Source organism: Sulfitobacter sp. PR48, assembly GCF_028807335.1.
Lineage (GTDB): Bacteria > Pseudomonadota > Alphaproteobacteria > Rhodobacterales > Rhodobacteraceae > Sulfitobacter.
This window is the reverse complement of the sequence record NZ_JARAMM010000001.1, coordinates 336,732-361,796: the sequence shown is the minus strand read 5'-3', so window position 1 is coordinate 361,796 and position 25,065 is coordinate 336,732. Positions and strand designations below refer to the sequence as shown.

Genomic DNA, 25,065 nt, shown 5'->3' with positions numbered 1-25,065 from the left:
GTGGTTTCAGGCGGCCGAGGTTTCGGCTGCCAGCGCCTCTTCGTGTTTTTGCAGGGCCGCAGCTGATGGTCGTGCCTGACACCGCTCGATCCATTGCCGGACGGCAGGGATATCCGGGGCCATCTGCGGTGCAAAGGTGAAGGCCGAGACCATGATAAGATCGGCTGCGGTAAAGCGGTCGCCCAACAGGAAAGGTCGGTCCGCCAGCGCTTCTGCAAGCCGTTGACCCATCTCGGTCAGGCCACGGAACGTTGCGAAGTAGGCGGGATGATCGATTTCGGCGAATTTGCCCACCAGAACCGGTTCGACGACATTGCCGTAATAGGCCAGCCAGCTGAGGTATTCGCCGCGCCGGGGGTCGCCGATGGGAATGCCCATCGGGCTGTCGAACAGATCGGTGAGATAGAGCATGATTGCATTGCTTTCACGGATCGCCGTGCCATCGTGAACCAGAAGAGGAACCTTGCCCTCGGGGTGCGGATTGGCCGGGTCCGGCGCGCCGATGTTGCCCTGGCGGATCAGCCCGACGACACGAACCTCGACCTGATCGAGCACTTCCATTTCCATCAGCAGGCGGATGATGCGGGAAGAGCGGGTATTGGGGCCGTGGTAGAGGGTCAGCATGGATTTGTCCTTTCACATTGCGGGATGTGAACATCCTAGCCGAGGGTAGCGACAATTTCTGTCAGCAGGCACGGGCCTGAGCGGGGTGCGGTCAAAAGTGCATCTGGCATTCTGGACCTTTCCGGGCCTGCGCGGTAGGTCGGTGGCACATCAAGGGGAGTGGACCGATGCTGGTGGTGATTTCGCCTGCCAAGAGACTGGACTGGGACGCGCGCGAAGTGGCGACGACACAGCCCGATTTTCAGGAGGATGCCGTGCGGCTGGCCAGGACCGCGCGCAACCTGACACTGGGCAAGCTGAAGGGCCTGATGGACCTGTCGGACGACCTCGCGCGGCTGAACCGGGACCGGTTCCAGGCCTTCGAAGAGGCCCCGGCAGCGGATGTCACGCGCCCTGCGGCGCTGGCCTTTGCCGGCGATACCTATCAGGGGCTTGAGGCAGGCAGCCTTGATGCGGAGGAAATGATCTGGGCGCAGGACCATTTGCGCATTCTGTCCGGGCTATACGGTGTGCTGCGCCCGCTGGATGCCATCCAGCCTTACCGTCTGGAAATGGGCAGCAGGCTGAAGACGCGGCGTGGGACCAACCTTTATGACTATTGGCGCGATACGCTGTCAAAGGCGTTGAACGCCCAGGCACAGGCCATCGGCAGTGAGGTGCTGATCAATTGTGCCAGCCAGGAATATTTTGGCGCGGTTGCGCCCAGCGCGCTGAAACTGCGGGTGATCACGCCGCAATTCATGGAAGACAAGGGCGACGGCAAAGGGCCGAAAATCGTGAGTTTCTTTGCCAAGAAGGCGCGCGGTGCGATGGCCCGTTTCATTGTTCAGAACCGTTTGACCGACCCCGAGGCGATCCGCGAATTCGACACCGGCGGCTATGTCTGGCAGCGCGGTGCATCGACGCCTGACAAGCCGGTATTCCTGCGGCCCTACCCGGCAACCTGATCGCTGTCTGCGGGCAAGGGCGGGATCATGCCCGGCCCATGCGCCGCCCTGATCCGGCCCAGGATGTCGGGTTTGCGCAGGGGTTTGGTCAGATAGTGATCCAGCCCGGCGGCCAGAATGCCGTGGTCGTCGCCGTCCATTGCATGTGCGGTCAGGGCCACAATCGGCACATGCCCGCCGGTCTCCTTTTCCAACCGGCGGATCGCACGGGTGGCTTCTTTCCCGTCCATACCGGGCATGGAAATGTCCATGAAAATCAGGTCTGGCGCGGTCTCCTGGAACAGTTTCACCGCTTCTTCGCCATTGTTGGCAAATGTCAGTTCAACCTCCAGCGTCTTGATCATCTTGCTGAAAACAAGCTGATTGGTCCTGTTGTCCTCCGCCGCGAGGATGCGCATCGGGCGCAGTTCTGCAGGGCCGGGGCCCTCCGCCCCGCCGCCAAGCGCGGCCAGCCGGGCAAAGAGGGTCGCGCGTGGCACCGGTTTTTGCAGCACGCCCTGAATCAACGTGTTTGCCGGATCCTGTTCCGCAAGGTCGGGATTGGAGCTGAGCAGGAGGATCGGCGCATCATGGCCGCCGTCACGCAGGGCGCGGGCCAGTTCCATGCCGTCCATGCCGGGCATGTTGTGATCGGTCAGGATCACGTCAATCTGCGGCGATATCGCCGCCAGCGCCTGAGCGCCGTCTGAACAGGCGGTGACCGTGGCGCCCAACTGCCTGAGTTGCCGTTCCAGAATGGTGCGATTGGTGCCGATGTCGTCCACGATCATCACATGGCCGATCCCGGCAGGCAGGGCCGCAAGGTCGGGCAGAGCGACCGTACCGGTCGCCATGGGCAGTTCAAAGCCGAAACAGGCACCATGTCCCTCTTCGGAGTTGACCCATATGCTGCCGCCCATCAGCTCGACCAGACGCTGGCAGATGGCAAGACCCAGGCCGGTGCCGTCGAATTGCCGGTTGCGTTCGTTTTCGACCTGATTGAACTCCCCGAAGATATGCGCGAGCTGATCCCCCGGTATCCCGATGCCGGTATCCTCGACGGTGATATGGACCCGGTTTTGCAGGCCTTCCGAGTCGGGGACGCCCGTGACACGGATCATCACATGCCCCCGGGCGGTGAATTTCACCGCATTCCCGATCAGGTTCGTCATCACCTGCCTGATGCGCCCGGGGTCACCGACCATCTGGGTCGGCATGAAGATATCGTAATCCAGCATCAGGTTCAGACCCTTTTCGCGGGCCAGGGGCTGCAACAGCATCATGACCTCGTGAATGGCACGTTCCAGGTCGAAGGGTTCGGGATGGATATCAAGCTTCATCGCCTCGATCTTGGAATAATCCAGCACGTCGTTGATGATCACCAGCAGCGCCTCACCCGAATTCTTGATGGTCTGGACGTATAGCCGCTGTTCCTCTGTCAGGTCGGTCTCTGTCAGGACATCGGCCATGCCGACAACGCCGTTCATTGGTGTCCTGATCTCATGGCTCATGTTGGCGAGGAAAGAAGACTTGGTCCGGGTCGCGCTTTCGGCCCTGGCGCGGGCTTCTTCCAGTTGTTGTTCGTAATTCACGGTCGCTGTGATGTTGAGACCAAGGGTCACCATGTCACCGCCGGAGCCGCGTTGATCGACCAGCTTGATGTATTGATCGTTCCACAGCCGGATGACCTTGGGCGCCGGTGCCGGATCCTGCAGCCGCAGGGTCATCATCTGACGCCATTCCTTTGGCGAGAGCCCTTCGGTGTTCACAATCCCTTCGTCCGTGAGCAATTGCAGGATCGTGACGTAGTTGATCCCCGGCGCCACGACCTCCAGCCCGTCGAAGATCGACAGATAGGCCTGGTTCGCCATGATCATCTGATTGTCGGCATCGAACAGCGCGAAGCCGTCGCTGATCGTTTCGATGGACTGCCAGAGCCGTCGTTCCGTCAGCGCGATTTTCCGGTTGGCGGCGGAAAGATCCGATTTGACGCGCAGGTTCTCGCCGCGAATAGTCTCGACCTCGGCCCGCGTCTCGACAATTTCTTCTGACAATTGCTGGGCGTGCAGGCCAAGTTTGCGGTTGGCGGCAAAAAGCTCCGCCTGTTTGAGTTCCAGCATCCGTTCCGCCGCAAGGCGGTTTCGCCGTTCCTCCGTCAGTTTGCTGGCAAAGTCCATCCACGCTCCGAAAGGCTTCTGCCCGGGTTTCCCGCACTTTCGCCGGACATGGTGAACATCTTGCTAATGGATGGCGAAGCCTTGCCGGGAATCGGATGCCATGCGACCATGACCGCATTTAGAACCGGAGTTTGTCATGTCGATTTTCCGCATCCTGCGTCTGCCTCTTTTGCTGCTATTCCTGCTGACCGGGCCGCTCTGGGCGCAAACTGCGGTGCCCGAGCATCGTTTCCTGTTTTCACGCGACGTGGATTTTTACGGCGCGGACCTGACCAACCTTTTTGATACCACGCAGGACGCCTGCCAGCGTGCCTGTTCCGCGCAGGATGCCTGCGTCGCCTTTACCTTCAACGCGCGGTCGAATGCCTGTTTCCCGAAATCCGGCATATCCGACCGGCAGCCCTACGAGGGGGCCATGTCGGCGCGCAAGGTGGCGACCGATCCGGCGGTTCTGGCCATCGCAGCGGCGCGCGCGGCAGATCTGTCGTTCCTGGACAGCAGAGACCTGGTAAATGCACGGGCGCTGGTCGCAAGCAATGCGCGGCGGTATTCCTTTGGGCCGGAAACGGCGGATGACCTGATTGCCGCAATGACCAGCGCGCAACAGGCAGGCAATACGGAAAATGCGCTGGCATGGGCGGGCAAGGCGGTTGCGGCGACCGACCGGGCCGACCTTTGGGCGCGCATGGCGCGGCTGTCGCTGGTGCGGGCGCAGCAGCTGCGCAACAGCGAACGGGCAGAGCGCAACCGCGTCGCGCTGCGGGCGTCGACCAACGCCTATCTGCGTGCGGATAATGTGGCGGTTCAGGTCGATGCCCTGTCGGCGATGGCACTGGCGCTTGAGGAGAACCGCCGCGGGCGTGACATGATCCCGGCGCTGCGGCTGGCGCTGTCGCTGTCGCCACGGGAGGAGCTGGAAACCGCACTGGACGATGCGATCGGAAAATACGGTTTTCGCATCACGGAGCACCGGGTGGACAACAATGCCGCCGCCCCGCGCATCTGTGCCGAATTCTCGGAAAAGCTGGTGCAGGTGGGGCAGGATTATGAACCCTTCGTCCAGGTCGAGCAGCGCGGTCTGGTTGTGCAGGCTGACGAAAGCCAGTTGTGCATCGACGGTGTGGAACACGGAACGCGCTATGACGTGACCTTTCGCAAGGGTCTGCCGGCGCAAAGCGGTGAGACATTGCACAAGGATGTGCGCCTCCGACTTTACATACGTGACCGCGATCCGCAGGTGCGATTTCCGGGCCGTGCCTATGTGCTGCCACGTGCGGCGGATGCCGCCTTGCCGGTCGAGACGGTCAATGTCACCGATCTGGATCTCGTGTTGTTGCGTGTCAGCGACCGCAATCTGGTCCGCACGATCCGGGAAAGCTATTTTGGCCGCCCGCTCAGTTATTACGAGGCGGAGCAGTTTTCCAGCGATCTCGCCCAGGAAGTCTGGCGCGGCAAGGGCGAGACCCGGAACGAGCTGAATATGGACATGACAACGCGGCTGCCGATGGGCGATGTGCTGGCGGACCAGCCTGCGGGTATCTATGCGCTCAGCGCCGCGGTGCCCGGGCAGGACCCCTATGACCATCCGGCGGCAACCCAGTGGTTCGTGCTGTCCGATCTGGGGCTGTCGACCTGGTCCGGTGTCGACGGGCTGCATGTGGCTGTGCGGCGTCTGGCCGATGCCACGCCGCGCGCGGGCATCCGGGTAAGCCTGATTTCCCGCGCCAACGCGGTGCTGGGGGAGGTGACCACCGATGCGGAGGGTTTTGCCAGTTTTGCCGCCGGTCTGACGCGCGGGTCCGGTGCCGCAGCACCGGCGCTGCTGGTGGCAGAGGATGGCACGGCGGATATCGCCTTCCTGCCGCTGACCGATCCGGCCTTTGATCTGTCCGACCGTGGGGTGGAGGGCAATCCGCCCGCGCCGCCCATCGACACGTTCCTGACAACGGACCGGGGCGCGTATCGCGTGGGCGAGACGATCTATGCCACTGCCCTGACCCGTGACGGGCAGGCCGCTGCGCTGACGGACCTGCCGGTGACAGCGATCCTCAGGCGGCCCGACGGCGTCGAATATTCCCGCCACCTCAGCCAGAATGCCAAGGCCGGCGGCCATGTCTTTGCCCTGCCGCTGGGCGGGGATGTGCCGCGCGGTGCCTGGCGCATCGACGTGCTGTCGGATGTGGATGCCCCGCCACTGGCCAGCCAGACCGTGCTGGTGGAGGATTTCCTGCCAGAGCGCCTCGATTTCGAGATGACCCTGCCCGACGCCCCCCTGACGCTGGCCAGCCGCCCGCCCCTGCGGGTGGATGTGCGCTATCTGTTCGGTGCACCGGGGGCCGACCTGCCGGTGCGTGGCGACCTGCGCCTACGGGCAACGCGGTCCCTGCCGGGATGGGAGCGCTACAGCTTTGGTCCGCATGATGCGGTCTTTGGCACCCGCACCTCGGCGCTGGACGACACGGTGACCGATGCGGCAGGGACCGCAACGCTGGCGTTGAAATTCCCCACCCTTGATGAGGACCCCGGGCTGCCGCTGGAGGCCGAGATCATCCTTCAGGTCTCCGAAGGGTCCGGCCGCCCGGTCGAACGCCGCCTGACCCAACCGGTCACGCCGCAGGCCACGATGATCGGGATCAAACCGGCCTTCGAGGGGACCCTGCCAGAGGGTGGCGATGCCGGATTTGACCTGATCGCGGTGACACCCCAGGGGGACACGGCCCCGATGCAGGTCCGCTGGACCCTGAACAAGGTCGAGACGCGCTATCAATGGTATCAGCAATACGGCAGCTGGGAATGGGAGCCGACCGTGCGCCGCATCCGCGCCGCGACCGGCGAGGCAACGCTGGGGGCCGAACCCGCGCGGATCAGCGCGCCGACGCAATGGGGCGAATATGAGCTGCTCGTGGAACGCATTGGCACGCCCTATGCGGTGTCCTCGGTGCAGTTCTATTCGGGCTGGTACGGGGGCGATGGCGAGACCGACACACCGGACCGGCTGGAAATGTCGCTCAATGCCGATGTCTTTGCGGTGGGCGATCCGGTGCAGGTGCGGCTGATGGCCGATGGCGATGGTGTCGCGATCCTGATGGTGCTGTCCAACCGGGTGATCGAGCGCAAGGTTGTCGCCGTGACCAGGGGGGAGAACGTGCTGCCTCTGACCGTGACGGAGGATTGGGGCAGCGGGGCCTATGTGACCGCTTCGGTGCTGCGGGGCATGGATGTGGGTGCGGGCCTGAACCCCGCGCGCAGTCTTGGGCTGGTTCATGCTGCGGTGGAGCCGGGGCAAAAGCAGCTGCAGGTCAGCTTTGATGCCCCCGCGGTAGTGGACGGTCAGGCAGGCACCATGCGTGCCGCCGTTTTGGTCGAAGGCGTGCAACCGGGAGAGACGGCTTATGTCACCCTTGCGGCTGTGGATCAGGGCATTCTGAACCTCACCCGGTTCGAAGCGCCGGACGTGAACGACCATTACTTTGGCCAACGGCGGCTGGGCGTCGAGATGCGCGATGTCTATGGCCGTCTCATCGACGGGATGAACGGCGCGCTGGGGGCGGTCCGCTCTGGTGGCGATGCTTCCGGCGGGTCGCAGGTGCAATCGCCGCCACCGACCGAGGAACTGATGGCTTTCTTCGCCGGTCCGGTGGCCGTGGGCCCCGATGGCCGGGCCGAGGTCGAGATCATCAAGCCCTCCTTCAACGGCACGATCAAGCTGATGGCGGTTGCCTGGTCCGGCAGCGCCGTGGGGGATGCCGACACGGATGTGATCGCGCGCGATCCGGTTGTGGTCACCGCATCCCTGCCGCGGTTCCTGGCCCCGGGTGACGACAGCCGCCTGCTGCTGGAATTCGTCCATGCCGAAGGCCCCGCAGGTGACATGCCGCTAAGCGTGGTGGCCGATGCCGCCGTGGCCCTGGGCGATGTGCCGCAGCGGGTCAGTCTGGACCGGGACGGCACCCTGCGCCTGGAGATCCCCGTGACCGGGCGCGAGATTGGCGACCCGTTGATTACCGTCAGTCTGCAGACCCCCGATGGCACCACCTTGCGCAAGGTGCTGACCATGCCGGTGCGTGACAACGATCCTGAAACTGCCCTCACCCGCAAATTCGCGCTGGGCGTGGGTGAGACCTTTACCTTCGACAACAACGTCTTTGCCGGCATGCGCCCCGGCACGGGCGAGGCGACCCTGACGGCCGGACCACTGGCGCGTTTCGACGTGCCGGGGCTGCTGCGGCAGCTGGATCGCTATCCCTACGGCTGTACCGAACAGGTGACATCGGCGGCGATGCCGCTGCTGTACCTGTCGTCCATGGCCGAAGCCGCCGGACTGGGCGAGCCGGAGCGCATTCGCGCCAAGATCGACGCTGCAATTGCGCGCGTGCTGACCCGGCAGTCCAGCAACGGGGCGTTCGGCCTCTGGAATGCCTCCTCGGGGGAATTCTGGCTGGACGCCTATGTGACGGATTTCTTGTCCCGGGCCCGGGGTGAAGGATACGAGGTGCCCGATACCGCCTTTGGTATCGCCATGGACAACCTGCGCAACCGCATCGCCTATGCCCCGGATTTCGACAACGGGGGCGAAGACGTCGCCTATGCCTTGTTGGTGCTTGCCCGCGAGGGGGCGGCGAACATGGGTGATCTGCGGTACTATGCCGACACAAAGGCCGATGATTTCGGCACACCGCTGGCTGCCGCCCAGATTGGCGCGGCGCTGGCCGCCTATGGCGATCCGGTGCGCGCCGATGCGATGTTCCGGCGTGCGGGGGTGCTGTTGCTGCGCGACAGGAACCAGCGGCGCATCTATCGTGCCGACTTCGGCACCAGCCTGCGGGACACCGCCGCCGTGCTCAAGCTGAGCGCGGAGGCGGGCAGCAATGCGGTTGAGCCTGCCACGCTGATCTCCTGGGTGCGCAATGAGGACAAGCGCCTCTCGACGCAGGAGGCCGCGCAGGTGGTGATGGCGGCCCATGCGCTTGCTTCACCCGATGCGGTGCCATCACTGCGCGTGGACGGTGAGGAGGCGCGCGGACCGGTGATCAAACGGCTGAGCGACCGGCAATCGGGCCTGTCGGTGATCGAAAACATCAGCGCCACGCCCATCGACATCACCATGACGGCCTATGGCGTGCCGCAGGTGCCGCCGGCGGCGGATGGCTACGGCTATGCGATTGATCGAAGCTATTTCACGCCCGATGGTGCGCCGGTCAGCGGGCCGGTTGCCTCGGGCGATCGGCTGGTGGTGGTGATCACGGTGACGCCTTTCGAGAACGTGGGGGCGCGTCTGATCGTGGACGATCCGCTGCCCGCAGGCTTTGAAATCGACAATCCGAACCTGTTGCGCGGGGGCGAGGTCAGCAGCCTTGACTGGTTGCAGACGGCGGAGGCGGAGAATGCCGAATTCCGCAGTGACCGCTTTATCGCAGCGGTGAATCACAGCAGCGCAGAGCCGTTCCGCCTTGCCTATATGGTGCGCGCGGTGACGCCGGGGGCCTATCACCATCCTGCCGCCACGGTCGAGGACATGTACCGCCCCGAATACCGCGCCAACACTGACACCGGCGAGGTGGCGGTTACGCCATGATCCGGCGCTATGGTCTTTTCGCCCTGGTAATCGCCTTGGGGCTGGCCGCCGGACTGCGTGACGGGTTCGACCGATGGGTGGCGGCGACGGTGCTGCCGCCGGTGCTGGTTGAAACCTCGGTCGAGGTGCATGACCGTCACGGCGCGCTGATGCGGGTGTTCCCGGTGGAAAACGGCCGTGTCCGCCTGTCATTGCGCCTTGATCAGGTCGATTCCGGTTACCTGGACATGCTGGTCACCTATGAGGACAAGCGGTTTTACCGACACGCCGGTGTTGACCCCGTTGCGCTGCTGCGTGCGGCGGCGCAGGCCCTTTGGCAGCAGGAAATCCGGTCCGGCGGCTCCACCCTGACGATGCAGGTTGCGCGGTTGCTGGAGAACTCGGGGACCGGGCGCTGGCCGGGCAAGATGCGCCAGATCCGCGTGGCGCTGGCGCTTGAGCGGCGGCTGACCAAGGCGCAGATACTGGAGCTCTACCTGAACCACGCGCCCTATGGCGGCCCGCTGGAAGGGCTGCGGGCCGGAACCCTCGCCTGGTTCGGCAAGACGCCCGCGCGACTGACCCAGGCCGAAGCGGCGCTGATGGTGGCGCTGCCGCAATCCCCCGAAACCCGCCGCCCCGACCGCCACCCGGCGGAGGCCCGCGCCGCAAGGGATCGTGTGCTGACGCGCCTCGATGCACCGGAGCAGGATTTGAAGGCGGCAATCCCCACGGCGATGAAACCCATGATCCGGCTGGCCCCGCATCTGGCGGATGCGGCCCGGCGGGAAGACCCGCTGGCCCCGCGCCATGACCTGACACTGGATGCCGGGATGCAGCGGCAGGTAGAGGCGCTGGCGCGGCGGGCGGTCAAGGGTCAGCCGCGTGGCGTTTCGGCGGCCATCGTCGTTGCCGATCATCGCAGCGGAGACATCCTCGCTTCTGTCGGGTCACCGGCCTATGCGGCCGAGGATGGGGCGCTGGGCTTTGTCGATATGACGCGGGCCGTCCGCTCGCCCGGGTCCACCCTGAAACCTTTCATCTACGGGCTGGCCTTTGATCAGGGGCTGGCGCATCCCGACACGCTGATCGACGATTCACCGGTGGCTTTCGGCAGCTATGCGCCGCAGAACTTCGATGGCCAGTACCGCGGCGAGCTGACGGTGCGCGAGGCGCTGCAACTGTCCCTGAACATCCCGCCCGTCCTGCTGACGCAGGAACTGGGCCCGGCCCGGCTGATGGCCAGCCTGAGACAAGGCGGCGCCCGGCCGCAGCTGTCGGGCAAGCCGGGTCTGGCGGTGGCGCTGGGCGGCGTGGGGCTGACGCTGAATGACATGGTGCAGCTTTACGCGGGCCTTGCCTCCGGCGGGAGGGCGCAGCCGCTGGTCTGGCGCAAAGGCACCGAAAAGCGGCCCGAGCGGCGCATGATGTCGCGGGCGGCGGCCTGGCAGGTAGGTCATATCCTTGCCGGTATCACCCCGCCGCCCGGCACGGCGGCGCGCCCGGGGCAGATCGCCTACAAGACCGGGACGTCTTATGGGCACCGCGATGCCTGGGCCATCGGGTTTGACGGCGCCCATGTGGTCGGCGTCTGGCTTGGCAGGCCGGATGGCACCCCGGTGCCCGGTGCATTCGGCGGCGACCTTGCCGCGCCCCTCCTGTTCGAGACCTTTGGCCGTCTGGCCGCAACGCGCAGCCCGCTGCCGGTGCCGCCACCCGAAACCCTGATCCTCAGCACGGCTTCCCTGCCCAAGCCCTTGCAGCGGTTCCGGCCCCGTGACGCGGCATTTACCGGCGATGCCCGCGCGCCCATGGTCACATTCCCGCCCGACGGCGCAGTCCTGCGGCAAAGCGGCGATGGCATTCCGCTGAAATGGCGGGCCGGTGTTCTGCCGATGACGGTGCTGGTGAACGGCGCGCCGGTGCTGACCGGTGTGCGCCGCCGCGATGCGATGCTGTCGACGCTGGGGCCGGGGTTTTCGCGCATTCAGGTGATTGACGCGACCGGCCGGGGAGCGGCGGTCGAGATCAGGCTGGACTGACCTGCGCCGCTTGGCCAAATCGTGCCACAGCCATTTGCCCGCCATTGCTGGCCGCAGGTGCTTGCGCTAGGACTGGCGGTGATGAAACGACTGCTGGCCACCTTGTTTTTCTGCGTATCGGCCTCGGGGCTGACGGCACATCCACATATCTTTGTGGATACCGGCCTTGCTTTTCATTTTGACCCGGAGGGACGTCTGACCGAGGTCGAAGTGACCTGGGCCTACGATGAATTCTATTCCTTGCTGGTCACCGAGGATATGGAGCTGGATGCGGATTTCGACGGCAAGCTGACAGAGGCGGAACAGGCCGCACTGACCGGATTCGACATGCAATGGATCGAAGGTTTCAACGGAGATCTGGAGATCATGCAGGGTACGAAACCGCTGCACCTGTCCGGGCCCCGGAATTATACGGCCAGACTGACGCATGGCCGCGTGGTCACGACCCATTTCCGCAGCATCGAAGGCGCATCGGCAGAGGGCGCGGCCTTTGAGGTGAAACCCTACGACCGGACCTATTACACCGCCTATGACGTGACTTTGCCCGTCACCATCGAGGGGACCGAAAATTGCCGCAGCCGGGTCAAGATGCCGGATCTGAACAAGGGGCTTATGGCGGTCCGCGACGAGCTGGCCGCGCTGGATGCGGAAACCGACCCGGATGAGGCCGGACTTCCCAACATCGGGGCCGATCTGGCCTCGACGGTGATTGTCACATGCGGCGCATCCTGACCCTTGCCGCGGTCGCGGTTCTGGTGCTGCTTGCGGCGTTCTGGGCGATTGGCGGCTTTGACCAGATCGCACTTTGGGCGGCGGGATTGCAACGCTCCTTTCAAAATACCATCGCCGGAGCCCTGCGCGCGGCGCGGGCAGGGGATGAGGGCGCGGTGCTGACCTTGCTGGGGGCCTGTTTCGCCTATGGGCTTGCCCATGCGGCGGGGCCGGGTCACGGCAAGGTGCTGATCGGCGGCTATGGGATGGGCAGCAACGTACCGATGCTGCGCCTCTCGGTGATCGCGGGGCTTGCGTCACTGGGGCAGGCCGTGGCGGCTGTCGTGCTGGTCTATACCGGTGTTCTGGCCCTTGATCTCGGGCGCGAGGCCCTGGTTGGCGTGACCGAAGACATCATGGCCCCCGCCAGCTATGCGGCCATTACCGCCATCGGCCTGTGGCTGTTCCTGCGCGGTTCACGCAAGGCATTTGCCCGGCCATCGGGCACCTCTCACCACCACGATCATGGCGCAGGCCATGATCACGGTGTCTGTCATGAATGTGGCCATGCCCATGGTCCGACCCTGGAACAGGTTCAGCAGGTGCATTCGCTGCGCGCCGCCATCGGTCTGATTGCCGGGATCGCGATCAGGCCCTGCACCGGGGCCCTGTTTGTTCTGGTGATCACCTGGCAGATGGGCATCGGAGGCCTGGGCATCGGCGGGGCCTTTGCGATGGCGCTGGGTACGGCGGTTGTCACCATTGCCGTGGGGCTGACAGCGGGTGGTCTGCGTGGCGGTCTGCTGGCAGGCATCAGCGGCTCTGCCCGCCTCGCTAAGACCGCTGCGGGGCTTGAGGTGATGGCAGGGCTGACCGTGATTGTCCTGGCCGGGGGGCTGTTGGTCCGCGCGCTGTAGCGGCAGCCGCTTCGACACGGGCCGGTCAGCTCAGCGCCGCCCCTCGCGCAGCCAAGCCCCGGTGATCAGCAGCACCGACAGCACCAGAACCAGCCAGCCCGGGAGCAGCGGCGTTTGCGTGACATCGCGGGTCTCGAAGGCATCGCGCGGGGTCAGGCCCAGCCATCCCCGTCCTGCGGCGGGCCGTCCCGGCCTTACGTCGCGCAGTTTGGGCAACCCGTCCTCCAGCCGTGCCACACCGCCACGCATGCTGTCCACCAGCGGGCGCATGACTTCATCGCTGGCAATGGTTTCGACAAATTCGCGTGGCGCGGCGGGGCCAAGGCCGATGACAGCGTTCTGATCGCCGTTCGCCAACCGGTAGAGCCCGATCTCCGGCCCCTGAAAGACGGTTTCGAAAATGCCGGGGGAGACCTCCTCCAGGGTGAGCTCGACGGTGCTGCCGTCCGGTGCGGTGACAGTGACCGGGGGTACTGTTTCCTCCAGCGTGCGGCGGCGGATGCGCATGGTCTGGCCTTCGGCGGTGGCGGTCAGCGCCTCTTCCTCCAGTTCGGGTTCCTTCATCATCCAGTGCGCCAGCCGCCGCAGCAGTTCCAATTGCGGCCCACCGCCCTCGTAGCCCCGGCTCCACAGCCAGGCGTGATCCGAGGCCAGCAGGGCCACGCGGCCCTCCTCCACCCGGTTCAGCACCAGCAGCGGGCGGTCGTCGACGCCCTGCATCACCACATTGCCCTTTGGCTGGGTCAGGTCGATCTGGCGCAGCCAGCGTCCCCAGTCGCCGGAAGATGGCAGATCGGCGGTTACCGGGTGCCGTTTGCCGATCTCGGTGACCTTGGGCAAATAGGGCTCCTCGATCACCCGCGCCGTGGTTGGCGTGGCAGGCAGCACCGTCCCGAGCGGCGAGCGGTAGAGGCTGTCGGCGGTGGCAAAGTCCGGGCCGGCGGCGACCAGCACGGCACCGCCCTTGCGGATATAGTTCGCGACATTCTCAAGGTAGAGCGAGGGCAGGATGCCCCGGCGCTTGTAGCGGTCGAAGATGATCAGGTCGAAGTCCTCGATCTTTTCCATGAACAATTCGCGGGTCGGAAAGGCGATCAGCGACAGTTCGTTGACCGGCACGCCGTCCTGCTTTTCGGGGGGTCTGAGAATGGTGAAATGCACCAGGTCGACGGAACTGTCCGATTTCAGCAGGTTGCGCCAGGTGCGCCCGCCGGGATGGGGCTCGCCCGACACCAGCAGCACACGCAAACGGTCGCGGACACCGTTCATCTGGATCAGCGCGGTGTTGTTGCGGTCGGTCAGTTCGCCATCTGCTTCCGGCAGGGTGAACTGGATCACGTTGCGCCCGCCGTGGGGCAGGGTCACCGGCAGTTCAAGATCCTCGCCCACCGGGACGCGGAAGCTTTGCGGCGGGTCCCCGTCGATGGAGATGTCGAGTTGCACCAAAGGTTCATCGGCAGGGGCGGCGCCAAGGTCGTCGATGCGCAGCGTCAGGGTGACCGGTTCGCCGATGATGGCAAAGGCGGGGGCGTTGCGGACGGTCAGGCGGCGGTCCCAGTCGGCCTCTTCACCGCTCATCAGCAGGTGCAGGGGCGCGGGCAGGTCAACGGGCAGATCGGCATCATGGATGCGCCCGTCGGATATCGCAAGAATGCCCGCGATGCGCGCGCGCGGTTCTTCCGCCATGGCGTTTGACAGGGTGGTCATCAGTTCGGTGCCTGCGTCACCCTCCCCATCGGGAATGGCAATGCGGCGCAGTTCCGTGTTCGGGCGGGCGGTGATCTGCGCCGCGAGGGCCTCTGCCGCCGCATCGGATTGCGCGGTGCGCGTGCCCAGCGTCTGGCTGGCGCTCTCATCCTCCACCAGAAAGACGATGTCGGTCAGCGGCGCGCGGTCTTCCTGCTGGTAGGACGGGTTTGCCAGCCCTCCGAGCACCACCAGCGCCGCGCCGGCCCGCAGGCCCCAGCCATTGAGCCCCCGCAGGATCGCAAGGATGATCGAAAGCGCGGCGATGATGGCCACCACCAGCAGCAGCGCCATGGGCACAAGGGGATCAAAGACGACAGTTGCGGTCATTGGCCAAGCCGATCCAGCAGGGCAGGCACATGGACCTGGTCCGACTTATAATTCCCGGTCAGTACATGCATGATCAGGTTCACGCCAAACCGGTTGGCAAGCTCCCTTTGCCGTTCACCGGCATATCCCCGCCCGATCGGCAGCAGCGGCGCACCGTCGCTGCGCACCGCCCAGGCCGCGGCCCAGTCGTTGCCGCCGATCACCACCGGCGTGACACCATCGTTGAGATTGCGGAACGGCATCCCCTCGATCTGCTCTGCATCGGGCGGTGAAGCCTCCACCCAGACATCGCGGCTGTTGTAGCGGCCCGGAAAGTCCTGCAGCAGATAGAAGGTGCGTGTCAGCACGTGATCGGCTGGCAGCGGTTCCAGCGGCGGAATGTCCAGCAGCGCGGCAAGGTCCTGCAGCTTGCGGCCATTCTGGCTGGTGCCGCTCAGCCCCGCGATATCCGCGTCCCGCGTGTCGAACAGGATCATGCCGCCGGACCGCAGATAGGTGTTCAGCTTGGAATAGGCTTCGGCGGAGGGGCGCGGTTGATTGGGCGTGATCGGCCAGTACAGGATCGGAAAGAACGCCAGTTCGTCGGTTTCCAGGTTGACCGCCGTGGGCGGTGCCGGTTCGACCGATGTGCGAAAGAACAAGACGTCGGAAAGCCCCTGCAGACCGGCGGCGGCGATTTCATCCACCTCCGCGTCGCCGGTGATCACATGGGCCAGCGACACCTCGACCGTGGCGGCAAGGGCGAATGCATCCGCCTCGGCCGACTGCGCATCCGCCGGGCCGTGTGGCAGGCAGATCGCAAGCACCAATGCGCCGATGACCGTTGTGCCACGGCGGCCCAGCAGGCGCCCGGACAGGGCCAGCGATGCCACCACATCCGCCAGCAGCAACAGGATGGAGAGGCTCAGCAACCAGCCTGCCACCGGCTGTTCCGGCGGGACGGCAAGGCCGCGCAGGGGCACGTCGGCGGGCCAGCTGGCCGGGATCAGCCTGCTGTCGGCGGTGAACACGTTACGGGCCAGCCTGCGGTCTGCATTGGCGTAGATGCCCGGGCGCAGGGCCGGCCCGGCAGGGGCGCTGACCAGATCGGCCCCGTCCACACCCGGCAGCGTGCCCGCATCGGACAGGGTGCCATAGCCGTCCATGATCCGCAGCGGCGTCCAGGTGGTCCCGCTGAGATCGCCCGCATCGGGCTGCGCCGCAGCGGAGGACACCGCGAGCCGTTCCATCATCTGGACGAAGAGACCCGACAGCGGCAGGGTGGACCATTCCGCCGTTGCAGTGACATGGAACAGCACGATCTGCCCCTGGCCCACGGTCTTGCGGGTGACCAGCGGCGTGCCGTCGCTGAGCGAGGCGATGACCCGGTCGGCGAGGGTCGGATCGGGTTGCGCGACGACCTGGGCGGTAACTGTCACGTCGTCCGGCACCGGCAGGCCAAAGAAGGGCGATGTATCGCGGAACGGGGCCAGCGATTTGGGCTCGCCCCAGCTCATCGCGCCGCCCACGCTGCGCCCGCCTGCCCGCAGGCGCACCGGCATCAGCGGGTCTTCGTCGATGCGGCTGACGTCGCTTGCCGCGATGCGGGGGCCGGCAAAACGGACAAGCATGCCGCCGTTCTCGATCCATTCGGTCAGGGGCGCCGCCTCGGCCTCCGACAGGGTGGCGATATCGGCCAGCACGATCACATCGGGGTTGGCGGGCAGCACATCGGCGATCGACCCGTCGATCAGGTCGGCGGTGGGGGCAAGCGCCTGTTCGATGTAATGCAGGGGTGACAGAAGCTGCAGCGCCTCGCGGTCGCCACGCCCGCCGATCAGCGCCACCTCGCGCCGCCGCAGGGCATCGTCTACCAGCGTCACCGCACCGGCGGAGCGTTGTCCCGCGATCACAAACCCGGTGATACGTCCCCGCATCTCGGCAGGCAGGGAAAGCTCGGCCGTGCCCAGGGTCTCGCCCTCGGCAAATGACCCGTTTGCCGTTGCAAGGATGCGCGCGTTCCCGGCGGGGTCGCGCCCCTCTGCCTGGATGGTGACCTCGCGGGCGGGGCCGGGCGCGGCACGGGCAACCTGGAGATTGATCACGCTGTCGGCATAGGTGGCCGGGCTGATGGCAAGCACATTTGCCGCGGTCTGGTAAACCTCCACGTCGCCCTGCGCCTGAAGCGTCTCCAGCATCTCATCGCGGCCTTCATAATCCAGCGCGTCGCTGAACCAGAGCGTATCGAAACCCGCCATCTGATCGACGATTGCCGTGGCCCGCGCAACATCGGCGGGGGAGGGTTGCCATGGCGCGGGGGTGAACCCCGCCAGCCGGCTGCGCCATACATCGGCCGCCTGGAACAGCGGTTCCTCCGGGCGGGTCAGCGCCAGCACAGCCACCGTGCGATTGGCCCGCGCGGCACGGGCAAGCTGCGCTTCGACAGCCTGCATCTGTTCGGCCCAGCGGGTTGCCCCCGCCCATGTGCCATCCAGCACGATCAGCAGCGGACCGGTGCCCTGCGCCTGATCCTCCTGCGGGTTCAGCACCGGACCGGCAAGGCCCAGAATGATCGCCGCAACCGCCAGCATCCGCAGCAGCAGCAGCCACCAGGGTGTGCGGTCAGAGACGCTTTCGTCGTCCTTGAGACCCAGCAGCAGCGCCACACCCGGAAAGCGCCGCCGGATCGGCGCAGGCGGCACCGCGCGCAGGATCAGCCAGAGGATCGGCAGGGCCGCCAGCGCGATCAGCAGCCAGGGTGCCGTGAAACCGATGCCACCCAATACCGTCATGCCGCCACCCCCGCACGCGCATCCAGCGCCGCATAAAGCCAGAGCAGCGCCGCTTGCGCGGAGGCATCCGTGTGATGCAACCCATAGCGCCAGCCGGTCACCGCACAGAGCGATTGCAGCTCTGCCTTGCGGGTGGCGAGCCGCTCCAGATAGCGGTCGCGCAGGTCGTTCGCCTTGAGCGTCTCATGCCTGAGGGTTCCGCCCACGCTTTCGAAAATCGTACGTCCCCGGAAGGGAAATGCCTCTTCGGAGGGATCAAGCACATGGTACAGCACGCCGCGCACGCCCCGGTCCGCCGCCTTGGTCAGGGCCAGTTTCACCCCGCTCATGTCGCCCATGAAATCCGAGATAAAGACCGCCCGCGCATGGGGGATCATCGCCCGGTGCTCCGGCGGGCTGTAATCGGCTTTGTCATCCTGGCAGAACACCTCGGCCAGCCGCAGCAACTGCGGGTTGCCGCGACGCGGCGGCAGGCGGGTGCCGGTCAGGCCGACCCGTTCGCCGCCCCGCAGCAGCAGGATCGCCAGCGCCAGGCCCAGCAGGCGGACACGGTCGGATTTCTGCGGCAACCTTGGATCGCTGGAAAACCGCATGGATGCACCCTGGTCGACCCAGAGCATCACCGACTGGGCAATTTGCCATTCCCGTTCGCGCACGAATTCATGATCGCCCATGGCGCTGCGGCGGTGGTCGATCATGCGGCGGCTGTCGCCAATCTGGGCCGGACGGTACTGCCAGAAATCATCGCCGACGCCCGCGCGCCTGCGGCCATGCGCACCCAGCAGCACGGCTCCTGCCAGATGTTCGGCACGCGCCAGCAGGGCGGGCAGGCGGGCTGCCTCCTCCTCCCCCTCGGTGCGAAGGGTTGCGGGGGTGTAACCGCCAGGGGCAATGGGGTCGGTCACGCCGCCGCCTTGGTCCCGGAAAGGCTGGCGGCTGTTTCCTCGATCAGGCCCTGAAGGCTGTCACCCCGCGCCCGCGCGGCAAAGTTCAGCGCCATCCGGTGGCTCAGCACCGGGCGCGCCATGTCGATCACATCTTCGGCGGAGGGAGCCAGACGCCCTTGCAACAAGGCGCGCGCCCGCACCGCCAGCATCAGCGACTGCGCCGCGCGCGGGCCGGGACCCCAGGCAACGGATTCGCGCACACGGGCGCTGGCACCTTCCTCTTCCGGGCGGAAGGCGCGGACCAGATCGAGGATCATCTCGACCACCGATTCCCCGACAGGCATGCGCCGCAGCAGACGTTGCGCCGCCAGAAGCTCGCCCGTGGTAAAGACCTGGCTGGACTGCTCCTCCGTCTCGCCGGTGGTGGCCAGCAGGATATCGCGTTCCGTATCGCGGTCCGGATAGGCCACGTCGATCTGGACAAGAAAACGGTCCAGCTGCGCCTCTGGCAGGGGATAGGTGCCTTCCTGCTCGATCGGGTTCTGGGTGGCCAGAACGTGGAACGGCACACCCAGCGCACGGCTTTGCCCCGCGACTGTCACGGTCTTTTCCTGCATCGCCTGCAGCAGGGCAGACTGGGTACGCGGGCTGGCGCGGTTGATCTCGTCCGCCATCAGCAACTGGCAGAACACCGGCCCCTCGATGAAGCGGAACCGGCGCGAGCCGTCCTCGGCGGTGTCCAGCACCTCGGAACCAAGGATGTCGGCGGGCATCAGGTCGGGGGTGAACTGAACCCGGTTGCCATCAAGGCCCATCACCGTGCTGAGGGTTTCCACCAGACGTGTCTTGCCCAGACCCGGCAGGCCGATCAACAGACCGTGGCCGCCACACAAAAGCGCGGTGAGCGTCAGTTCGACAACCCGCTCCTGCCCGATGAAACGGCGGGTGATCGACTGCTTCGCCTCGGCCAGCTTGACGCCCAGCGTCTCGATCTCGGCGACCATGTCTTCTGCATCACTCATGACAAACGCGTCCCTTGGGTTATATCCGTTGGTTGTACTGTATCTCTCAAACCGGGAATGGCAAAAGCAATGAGTGGACAAAAAAGCGTTACCCCCTCGGCGGAAAGCCTCGCAGCCTCTGTAAACGCCGCAAAATCACGCGGATTGCCGCCGCTGGAAAAATGGAACCCGCCGTTCAGCGGGGACATCGACATGCAGATCCGGCGGGACGGGACCTGGTTTTACGAAGGAACGCCGATTGCGCGGCCCGGACTGGTCAAACTTTTTGCATCGATTCTGTGGCGGGAGGGGGAGGATTACTTCCTGGTCACGCCGGTGGAGAAAGTGGGCATCACGGTCGAGGATGCGCCCTTCATCGCGGTGGATTTCGAGGTGGAGGGGCAGGGGCGCGACCAGAGCCTGCGCTTTGTCACCAATGTGGAGGACAGCGCCGTCGCGGGCGCGGATCACCCGATCCGGGTGGCGCGGGATGATGAAACAGGGGAGCCCGCCCCCTATATCCTGATCCGCCGCAACCTGGAGGCGCTGATCGACCGCAAGAGCTTTTACCGCATGGTCGAGATCGGGGAGCATCACGAGGGCTGGTTCGGCCTGTGGTCGGGCGGCAGCTTCTTCGGCATGATCCCTTCGGACGAGCTGCCACAGGGCGCGTGACCCCGCCGGAACAGCGGCGGCATCGTTGATTTCAAGGGATTATCCGGCCGGCTTGAACAAGGTTTACAGCCTTATTTTGAAGGATGAATCGGCGCACAACCTGTGCACTGGCCGTACACGGGCGGGTGTTGCGGAGATCTGTAAACGCAGCGGACGGGGTGCTGTGTTAAGGAGTGGTTAATGGGGAGGGTGAAAAAGGGTGGGGAGGGGTTTTTTCTGCAATTTTGCGCGAAGTTCAGTTAGGTTTCCTCAAGTGACCAATTTAAGTGTTGTTTCCAACTCTAACGTCTGACCACCAAGAAAGTACAATTATGTTTCGCCCAGACCAGTTAAAAGATATCGATTACACTACACCATTTTCGCTCACTTTCGAAGAGGTAGATATCGGCGGTATCGATCACGGTTCGGCTGAGATATTGATCTCATACGATGAGCAAGGCAGGCCACTGCTAGATTTAAAAGAATCTTTTTTTCGAAATATGTATGTATTAAAATCCAAAGTTCAAATGAAATATAAGTCGAATAGCGAACCTGCTACGATTCTCATTACTAAATTGATTCATAAAGCTGAAAAGGAGCATACAACTGTCGAAGCACGGCTTGCTCGAGAACCGTTGGTTCTTGTGGATAGTCCAATTTCGAGAAAATTCGAAGCAGTGTTGTTGGCAGCACCTCGTTTTCTATCAAAGAGCATCCCGCTTGTTGATAGGAACGGTGCAAAATTCGAACTCGAAACATCTAAAACAGAAGAGGGTGCTCCATGTTTAATTAAATCTGATCTCAATCTGGAAGCGCGAAATCCGATCGAACCACTTCAAACGCTAATCTACTTTCTTACTTTCACGAAAGGTTCCCATTGTGGAGTAGGAAACTTGTTTGCTTACGATGAAAGCGATCTGGTTGCGTTTAGGGTATTGGGGTTTACACGCTGCGATGCAGGAGGCAGGGAAACTAATTGGTTTGATTTGGAAATTCAGAACAGTCTTCCTGAAATATTTCTTTTGTTTTCAGAAGCCAGTAAAAACGAATTAACTAAAAGAGCACTTCGTCAAACAATTAATTTCTATCGTGCATCAAATGCCTCGCGCCGTGTTTCTGTTGAGATGTCAATAATTGCAGCACATTCAGCGTTAGAAGCTATTGTGAACTTCATTCTCGAACATCGCGCAGGATGGTCGAAGTCTATGATGAGCAACCGGTCAATTTCTTTTTCAGATAAAAATCGTGCGGCGGCACTGCATTTCGGGATCGAAAGTGATCTTCTGTCACAGAGCCCCGAGCTTAAGAAGTTTTCGAAAGCAGCTAATAACATTGACATTTTTGAAATTATCTCGCGCTTTAGAAATAAATTGGTTCATCAGGATACAAAGGCGCCTCCAACCGGCATTCAGCTTCATGAAACCTGGCTTATTGCTCAGTGGTTGGTGGAGGTATTGGTATTTGGGGTGATCGGATACCGTGGATGCATCATCGACAGGCGGATATACAACGGTTGGCGCGGCACCACTTGCCAAGTCCCATTGTCGCGCTCGCGATGAAATTTAGAGCGGGGAATTGTCAGGTCGGAATGTAGAGCCTTTTTTAGACTGGTCAGAAAGCTCACTTCACCCAACTTAGTTAATATTCGTATTTAATTAGTGTTGCTGTATTCATCAAGGTCCAGTTTACATGGTTGTGCCATAGCATATGAGGCTGACGCTAACTCTTGTTCGGACCCCACCCCCCCCCACCATCCTCACGAGGCCGACACCCCCTAATGCGCCTCGGCCCAGTTGCTGCCCTGCCCGGCGTCCACTGTCAGTTTCACGTCCAGTTTCACCACCGGGTCGTTGGCGTTTTCCATGACCTCCCGGGCGGTGGTGATCAGAGCGTCTTCGGCCCCCTTGTCCACCTCGAACAGCAATTCGTCATGGACCTGCAGCAGCATCTTTGCGGGCAGGTCGGCGATGGCCCCGGGCATGCGGATCATGGCGCGGCGGATGACGTCGGCGGCGGTGCCCTGGATCGGCGCATTGATCGCGGCGCGGGCGGCAAAGCCTGCGCGGGGGCCTTTGCTGGCGATCTCCGGCGTGTGGATCTTGCGGCCGAACAGGGTCTGGACATAGCCATGCTCTTTGGCAAATGCCTTGGTGTCGTCCATATAGGTGCGGATGCCGGGGAAGCGTTCGAAATAGCGGTCGATGAAGCCCTGCGCCTCACCCCGCGGGATGCGCAGGTTGCGGGCGAGGCCGAAGCCCGAGATGCCGTAGATCACCCCGAAGTTGATCGCCTTGGCCTGGCGGCGGATGTCGGGGGTCATCTCCTCCAGCGGCACGTTGAACATTTCCGACGCGGTGAGCGCGTGGATGTCGATGCCCTCGGCAAAGGCCTGTTTGAGTTCGGGAATATCGGCGATATGGGCCAGGATGCGCAGTTCGATCTGTGAATAGTCGAGGGCGACCAGCGTCTTGCCCTCTTCTGCGACAAAGGCCTCGCGGATGCGGCGGCCCTCTTCGGAGCGGATCGGGATGTTCTGCAGGTTCGGATCGGTGGAGGCCAGCCGCCCGGTGGAGGCCCCGGCGATGGAATAGGAGGTATGGACGCGGCCGGTGTCGGGATTGATGTGGTCCTGCAGGGCGTCGGTATAGGTGGATTTCAGTTTCGACAATTGCCGCCAGTCGAGGATGCGGCGGGGGAAGTCGTGTTCGGTGGCCAGGTCTTCGAGGATGTCGGCGCCGGTGGAATATTTGCCGTTGGCGCCCTTCTTGCCGCCTTCAAGACCCATGTCCTCGAACAGCACTTCGCCCACCTGCGCGGGGGAGCCGACGTTGAACTTGCGGCCGGCGAGTTCGTAGATTTCATCCTCCAGCCCGGCCATTTTCTGGGCAAAGGCATTGGACATGCGCGAGAGCGTGTCGCGGTCGACCTTGATGCCGGAGCGTTCCATGGAAGCAAGGACCGGGACCAGGGGGCGTTCGAGAGTTTCATAGACCTTAGTCACCTGCGCGGCGTGCAGTTGTGGTTTCAGCAGTTGCCACAGGCGCAGGGTGATGTCGGCGTCTTCGGCGGCGTATTTTACCGCGTCCTCCAGCGGGACCTTGTCGAAGGTCACGGCGGATTTGCCGGAGCCGAGCAGCGGTTTGATCGGGATCGGCGTGTGGTTCAGGTAGCGTTCCGACAGCGTGTCCATGCCATGTCCGTGCAGGCCCGCGTGCTGGGCGTAGGACATCAGCATGGTGTCGTCGATCGGGGCCACGGTGATGCCGATCTGGGCAAAGATCTTGGCGTCGTATTTCATGTTCTGCCCGATCTTGAGGATGCTCGGGTCCTCCAGCACGGGTTTGAGCATGTCGAGGCAGGTGTTCAGGGCCATCTGTCCCTCTGCCAGGTCGTCGGAGCCGAAGAGGTCATTGCCCCGGTTCGCCTTGTGGATCAGCGGGATGTAGCAGGCCTTGCCGGGCTCGACCGCCAGAGAGATGCCGACAAGCTCGGCGGTCATTTCGTTCAGCCCGGTGGTTTCGGTGTCGATGGCCACATGGCCGGCCTCGTAGATCGCGTCGATCCACCTTTGCAGCGCTTCCGCATCGCCGACCTGTTCGTATTTGTCGGCGTCAAAGGGGATGTCGTCCATCTGCGGTGTGTCGGGCAGGGTGGGGGTGTCTTCGATGGCGGGCATTTCCGCGCCCATTTTCTCGGCCACGCGTTTGGTCAGGGTGCGGAATTCCATTTCGGCCAGAAAGCCGATCAGGGTTTCCGCGTCCGGTTCGCGGACTTCGAGGTCGTCGAGGGTGAAATCCAGTGGTGTGTTCTCGTCCAGCTGGACCAGCTTGCGGCTGAGCCGGATCTGGTCGGCGTGGTCGATCAGGGTCTGGCGGCGCTTGGGTTGCTTGATCTCTTCCGCGCGTTCCAGCAGTGCATCCAGATCGCCGTATTCATTGATCAGCAAGGCTGCCGTCTTGATCCCGATGCCGGGGGCGCCGGGCACGTTGTCGACGCTGTCACCTGCCAGCGCCTGCACATCCACCACGCGGTCGGGGTAGACGCCGAATTTCTCGAACACGCCCTCACGGTCGATGCGGTTGTTCTTCATCGCGTCCAGCATTTCGACGCCTTCCCCGACAAGCTGCATCAGATCCTTGTCGGAACTGATGATGGTGCAACGCCCGCCGGCCTTGCGGGCCTGCACGGCAAGGGTCGCGATGATGTCGTCGGCCTCGTATCCTTCCAGCTCCTTGCAGGCGATGTTGAAGGCCTCTGTCGCCTTGCGGGTCAGGGGGATCTGGGGGCGCAGGTCTTCGGGCATCGCCTCGCGGTTTGCCTTGTAGAGGTCATACATGTCGTTGCGGAAGGTGTGGCTGCCTTTGTCGAAGATGACGGCGACATGAGTCGGTGCGTCGGGGCCCGTGTTGTCCTCGACCATCTTGAAGATCATGTTGCAAAAACCCGAGACCGCGCCGATGGGCAGCCCGTCGGATTTGCGCGTCAGCGGTGGCAGCGCGTGATAGGCGCGAAAGATGAAGGCCGAGCCGTCGATCAGATGCAGGTGGTGGCCTTTGCCAAATGTGCCGGACATGGATGTGCTCCCCTTCTTGCGCATGGCGTTACTACCGCGCGCGGCGGGCTGCGGCCAGTGGGTATCTGACGCAGGGGTGGAGAGAGCATGTGCGGCGGCATGTCCCTTGCCAGGTCACGGCGGAAAAATGTGAAGGGTGCTGAAAGGGGCGC

Annotated in this window: 14 protein-coding genes; 7 read left to right on the top strand and 7 right to left on the bottom strand. The window is 63.8% G+C overall.

The genetic code is table 11. The features are described 5' to 3' along the window. Positions 1-6: 6 nt before the first annotated feature. The gene (locus PVW51_RS01710) at positions 7-624 is read right to left on the bottom strand and encodes a glutathione S-transferase family protein (RefSeq protein ID WP_269366901.1); all 618 of its coding nucleotides are present in this window, start codon (positions 622-624) and stop codon (positions 7-9) included. A gap of 167 nt (positions 625-791) precedes the next feature. Here PVW51_RS01710 and yaaA point away from each other — a divergent pair, with 167 nt between their 5' ends. Beyond that, on the top strand, positions 792-1,571 hold the full coding sequence (yaaA, locus tag PVW51_RS01705) for a peroxide stress protein YaaA (RefSeq protein WP_274573344.1): 780 nt from the start codon (positions 792-794) through the stop codon (positions 1,569-1,571). On the opposite strand, the gene PVW51_RS01700 is transcribed toward yaaA, so the two are convergent. Continuing rightward, the gene (locus tag PVW51_RS01700; protein WP_274573343.1) at positions 1,556-3,727 is read right to left on the bottom strand and encodes a response regulator; all 2,172 of its coding nucleotides are present in this window, start codon (positions 3,725-3,727) and stop codon (positions 1,556-1,558) included. The two genes, yaaA and PVW51_RS01700, sit on opposite strands and share 16 nt — an antisense overlap. 136 nt (positions 3,728-3,863) lie before the next feature. Between PVW51_RS01700 and PVW51_RS01695 the strand changes: the two genes are divergently transcribed. From PVW51_RS01695 to PVW51_RS01680, 4 genes are all read left to right on the top strand, one after another. Then, entirely contained in the window at positions 3,864-9,302 is a 5,439-nt protein-coding gene (locus PVW51_RS01695; RefSeq protein ID WP_274573342.1) for an alpha-2-macroglobulin family protein, read from the top strand. Continuing rightward, a complete protein-coding gene (gene pbpC / locus PVW51_RS01690; protein WP_274573341.1) occupies positions 9,299-11,323 on the top strand; it encodes a penicillin-binding protein 1C in 2,025 nt (674 codons plus the stop codon). The genes PVW51_RS01695 and pbpC overlap by 4 nt, the downstream gene beginning before the upstream one ends. A gap of 81 nt (positions 11,324-11,404) precedes the next feature. Beyond that, a complete protein-coding gene (locus PVW51_RS01685; RefSeq protein ID WP_269366912.1) occupies positions 11,405-12,055 on the top strand; it encodes a DUF1007 family protein in 651 nt (216 codons plus the stop codon). After that, positions 12,040-12,951, top strand: a complete 912-nt coding sequence (locus PVW51_RS01680; RefSeq protein WP_274573340.1) for a nickel/cobalt transporter — start codon at positions 12,040-12,042, stop codon at positions 12,949-12,951. Before PVW51_RS01685 ends, PVW51_RS01680 begins: the two co-directional genes overlap by 16 nt. Positions 12,952-12,981: 30 nt before the next feature. Here the strand turns inward: PVW51_RS01680 and PVW51_RS01675 are convergent, their stop codons facing one another. The 4 genes from PVW51_RS01675 to PVW51_RS01660 are packed head-to-tail and all read right to left on the bottom strand — an operon-like array spanning position 12,982 to position 19,707. Then, a complete protein-coding gene (locus PVW51_RS01675; RefSeq protein WP_114274268.1) occupies positions 12,982-15,027 on the bottom strand; it encodes a hypothetical protein in 2,046 nt (681 codons plus the stop codon). After that, entirely contained in the window at positions 15,024-17,798 is a 2,775-nt protein-coding gene (locus tag PVW51_RS01670) for a DUF4159 domain-containing protein (RefSeq protein ID WP_274573339.1), read from the bottom strand. Before PVW51_RS01670 ends, PVW51_RS01675 begins: the two co-directional genes overlap by 4 nt. Further along, a complete protein-coding gene (locus PVW51_RS01665) occupies positions 17,795-18,703 on the bottom strand; it encodes a DUF58 domain-containing protein (protein WP_443287300.1) in 909 nt (302 codons plus the stop codon). The genes PVW51_RS01670 and PVW51_RS01665 overlap by 4 nt, the downstream gene beginning before the upstream one ends. Then, positions 18,700-19,707 (bottom strand): AAA family ATPase, encoded by a 1,008-nt coding sequence (locus PVW51_RS01660; protein ID WP_274573338.1) that lies wholly within the window; start codon positions 19,705-19,707, stop codon positions 18,700-18,702. Before PVW51_RS01660 ends, PVW51_RS01665 begins: the two co-directional genes overlap by 4 nt. Before the next feature lie 69 nt (positions 19,708-19,776). Between PVW51_RS01660 and PVW51_RS01655 the strand changes: the two genes are divergently transcribed. Further along, entirely contained in the window at positions 19,777-20,361 is a 585-nt protein-coding gene (locus tag PVW51_RS01655; protein ID WP_274573337.1) for a DUF1285 domain-containing protein, read from the top strand. A gap of 311 nt (positions 20,362-20,672) precedes the next feature. Next, the gene (locus PVW51_RS01650) at positions 20,673-21,899 is read left to right on the top strand and encodes a hypothetical protein (RefSeq protein ID WP_274573336.1); all 1,227 of its coding nucleotides are present in this window, start codon (positions 20,673-20,675) and stop codon (positions 21,897-21,899) included. A 215-nt stretch (positions 21,900-22,114) separates the two neighbouring features. On the opposite strand, the gene polA is transcribed toward PVW51_RS01650, so the two are convergent. Next, a complete protein-coding gene (gene polA, locus PVW51_RS01645; RefSeq protein ID WP_274573335.1) occupies positions 22,115-24,913 on the bottom strand; it encodes a DNA polymerase I in 2,799 nt (932 codons plus the stop codon). Positions 24,914-25,065: the final 152 nt, after the last annotated feature.

What these genes read in the sequence shown, in the direction of transcription:
- pbpC (WP_274573341.1), top strand. Translation starts at nt 9,299, where the DNA reads ATGATCCGGCGCTATGGTCTTTTCGCCCTGGTAATCGCCTTGGGGCTG.
- PVW51_RS01700 (WP_274573343.1), bottom strand. Translation starts at nt 3,727, where the DNA reads ATGGACTTTGCCAGCAAACTGACGGAGGAACGGCGAAACCGCCTTGCG.
- PVW51_RS01710 (WP_269366901.1), bottom strand. Translation starts at nt 624, where the DNA reads ATGCTGACCCTCTACCACGGCCCCAATACCCGCTCTTCCCGCATCATC.
- PVW51_RS01650 (WP_274573336.1), top strand. Translation starts at nt 20,673, where the DNA reads ATGTTTCGCCCAGACCAGTTAAAAGATATCGATTACACTACACCATTT.
- PVW51_RS01670 (WP_274573339.1), bottom strand. Translation starts at nt 17,798, where the DNA reads ATGACGGTATTGGGTGGCATCGGTTTCACGGCACCCTGGCTGCTGATC.
- PVW51_RS01660 (WP_274573338.1), bottom strand. Translation starts at nt 19,707, where the DNA reads ATGAGTGATGCAGAAGACATGGTCGCCGAGATCGAGACGCTGGGCGTC.
- polA (WP_274573335.1), bottom strand. Translation starts at nt 24,913, where the DNA reads ATGTCCGGCACATTTGGCAAAGGCCACCACCTGCATCTGATCGACGGC.
- yaaA (WP_274573344.1), top strand. Translation starts at nt 792, where the DNA reads ATGCTGGTGGTGATTTCGCCTGCCAAGAGACTGGACTGGGACGCGCGC.
- PVW51_RS01685 (WP_269366912.1), top strand. Translation starts at nt 11,405, where the DNA reads ATGAAACGACTGCTGGCCACCTTGTTTTTCTGCGTATCGGCCTCGGGG.
- PVW51_RS01675 (WP_114274268.1), bottom strand. Translation starts at nt 15,027, where the DNA reads ATGACCGCAACTGTCGTCTTTGATCCCCTTGTGCCCATGGCGCTGCTG.
- PVW51_RS01655 (WP_274573337.1), top strand. Translation starts at nt 19,777, where the DNA reads ATGAGTGGACAAAAAAGCGTTACCCCCTCGGCGGAAAGCCTCGCAGCC.
- PVW51_RS01680 (WP_274573340.1), top strand. Translation starts at nt 12,040, where the DNA reads ATGCGGCGCATCCTGACCCTTGCCGCGGTCGCGGTTCTGGTGCTGCTT.
- PVW51_RS01695 (WP_274573342.1), top strand. Translation starts at nt 3,864, where the DNA reads ATGTCGATTTTCCGCATCCTGCGTCTGCCTCTTTTGCTGCTATTCCTG.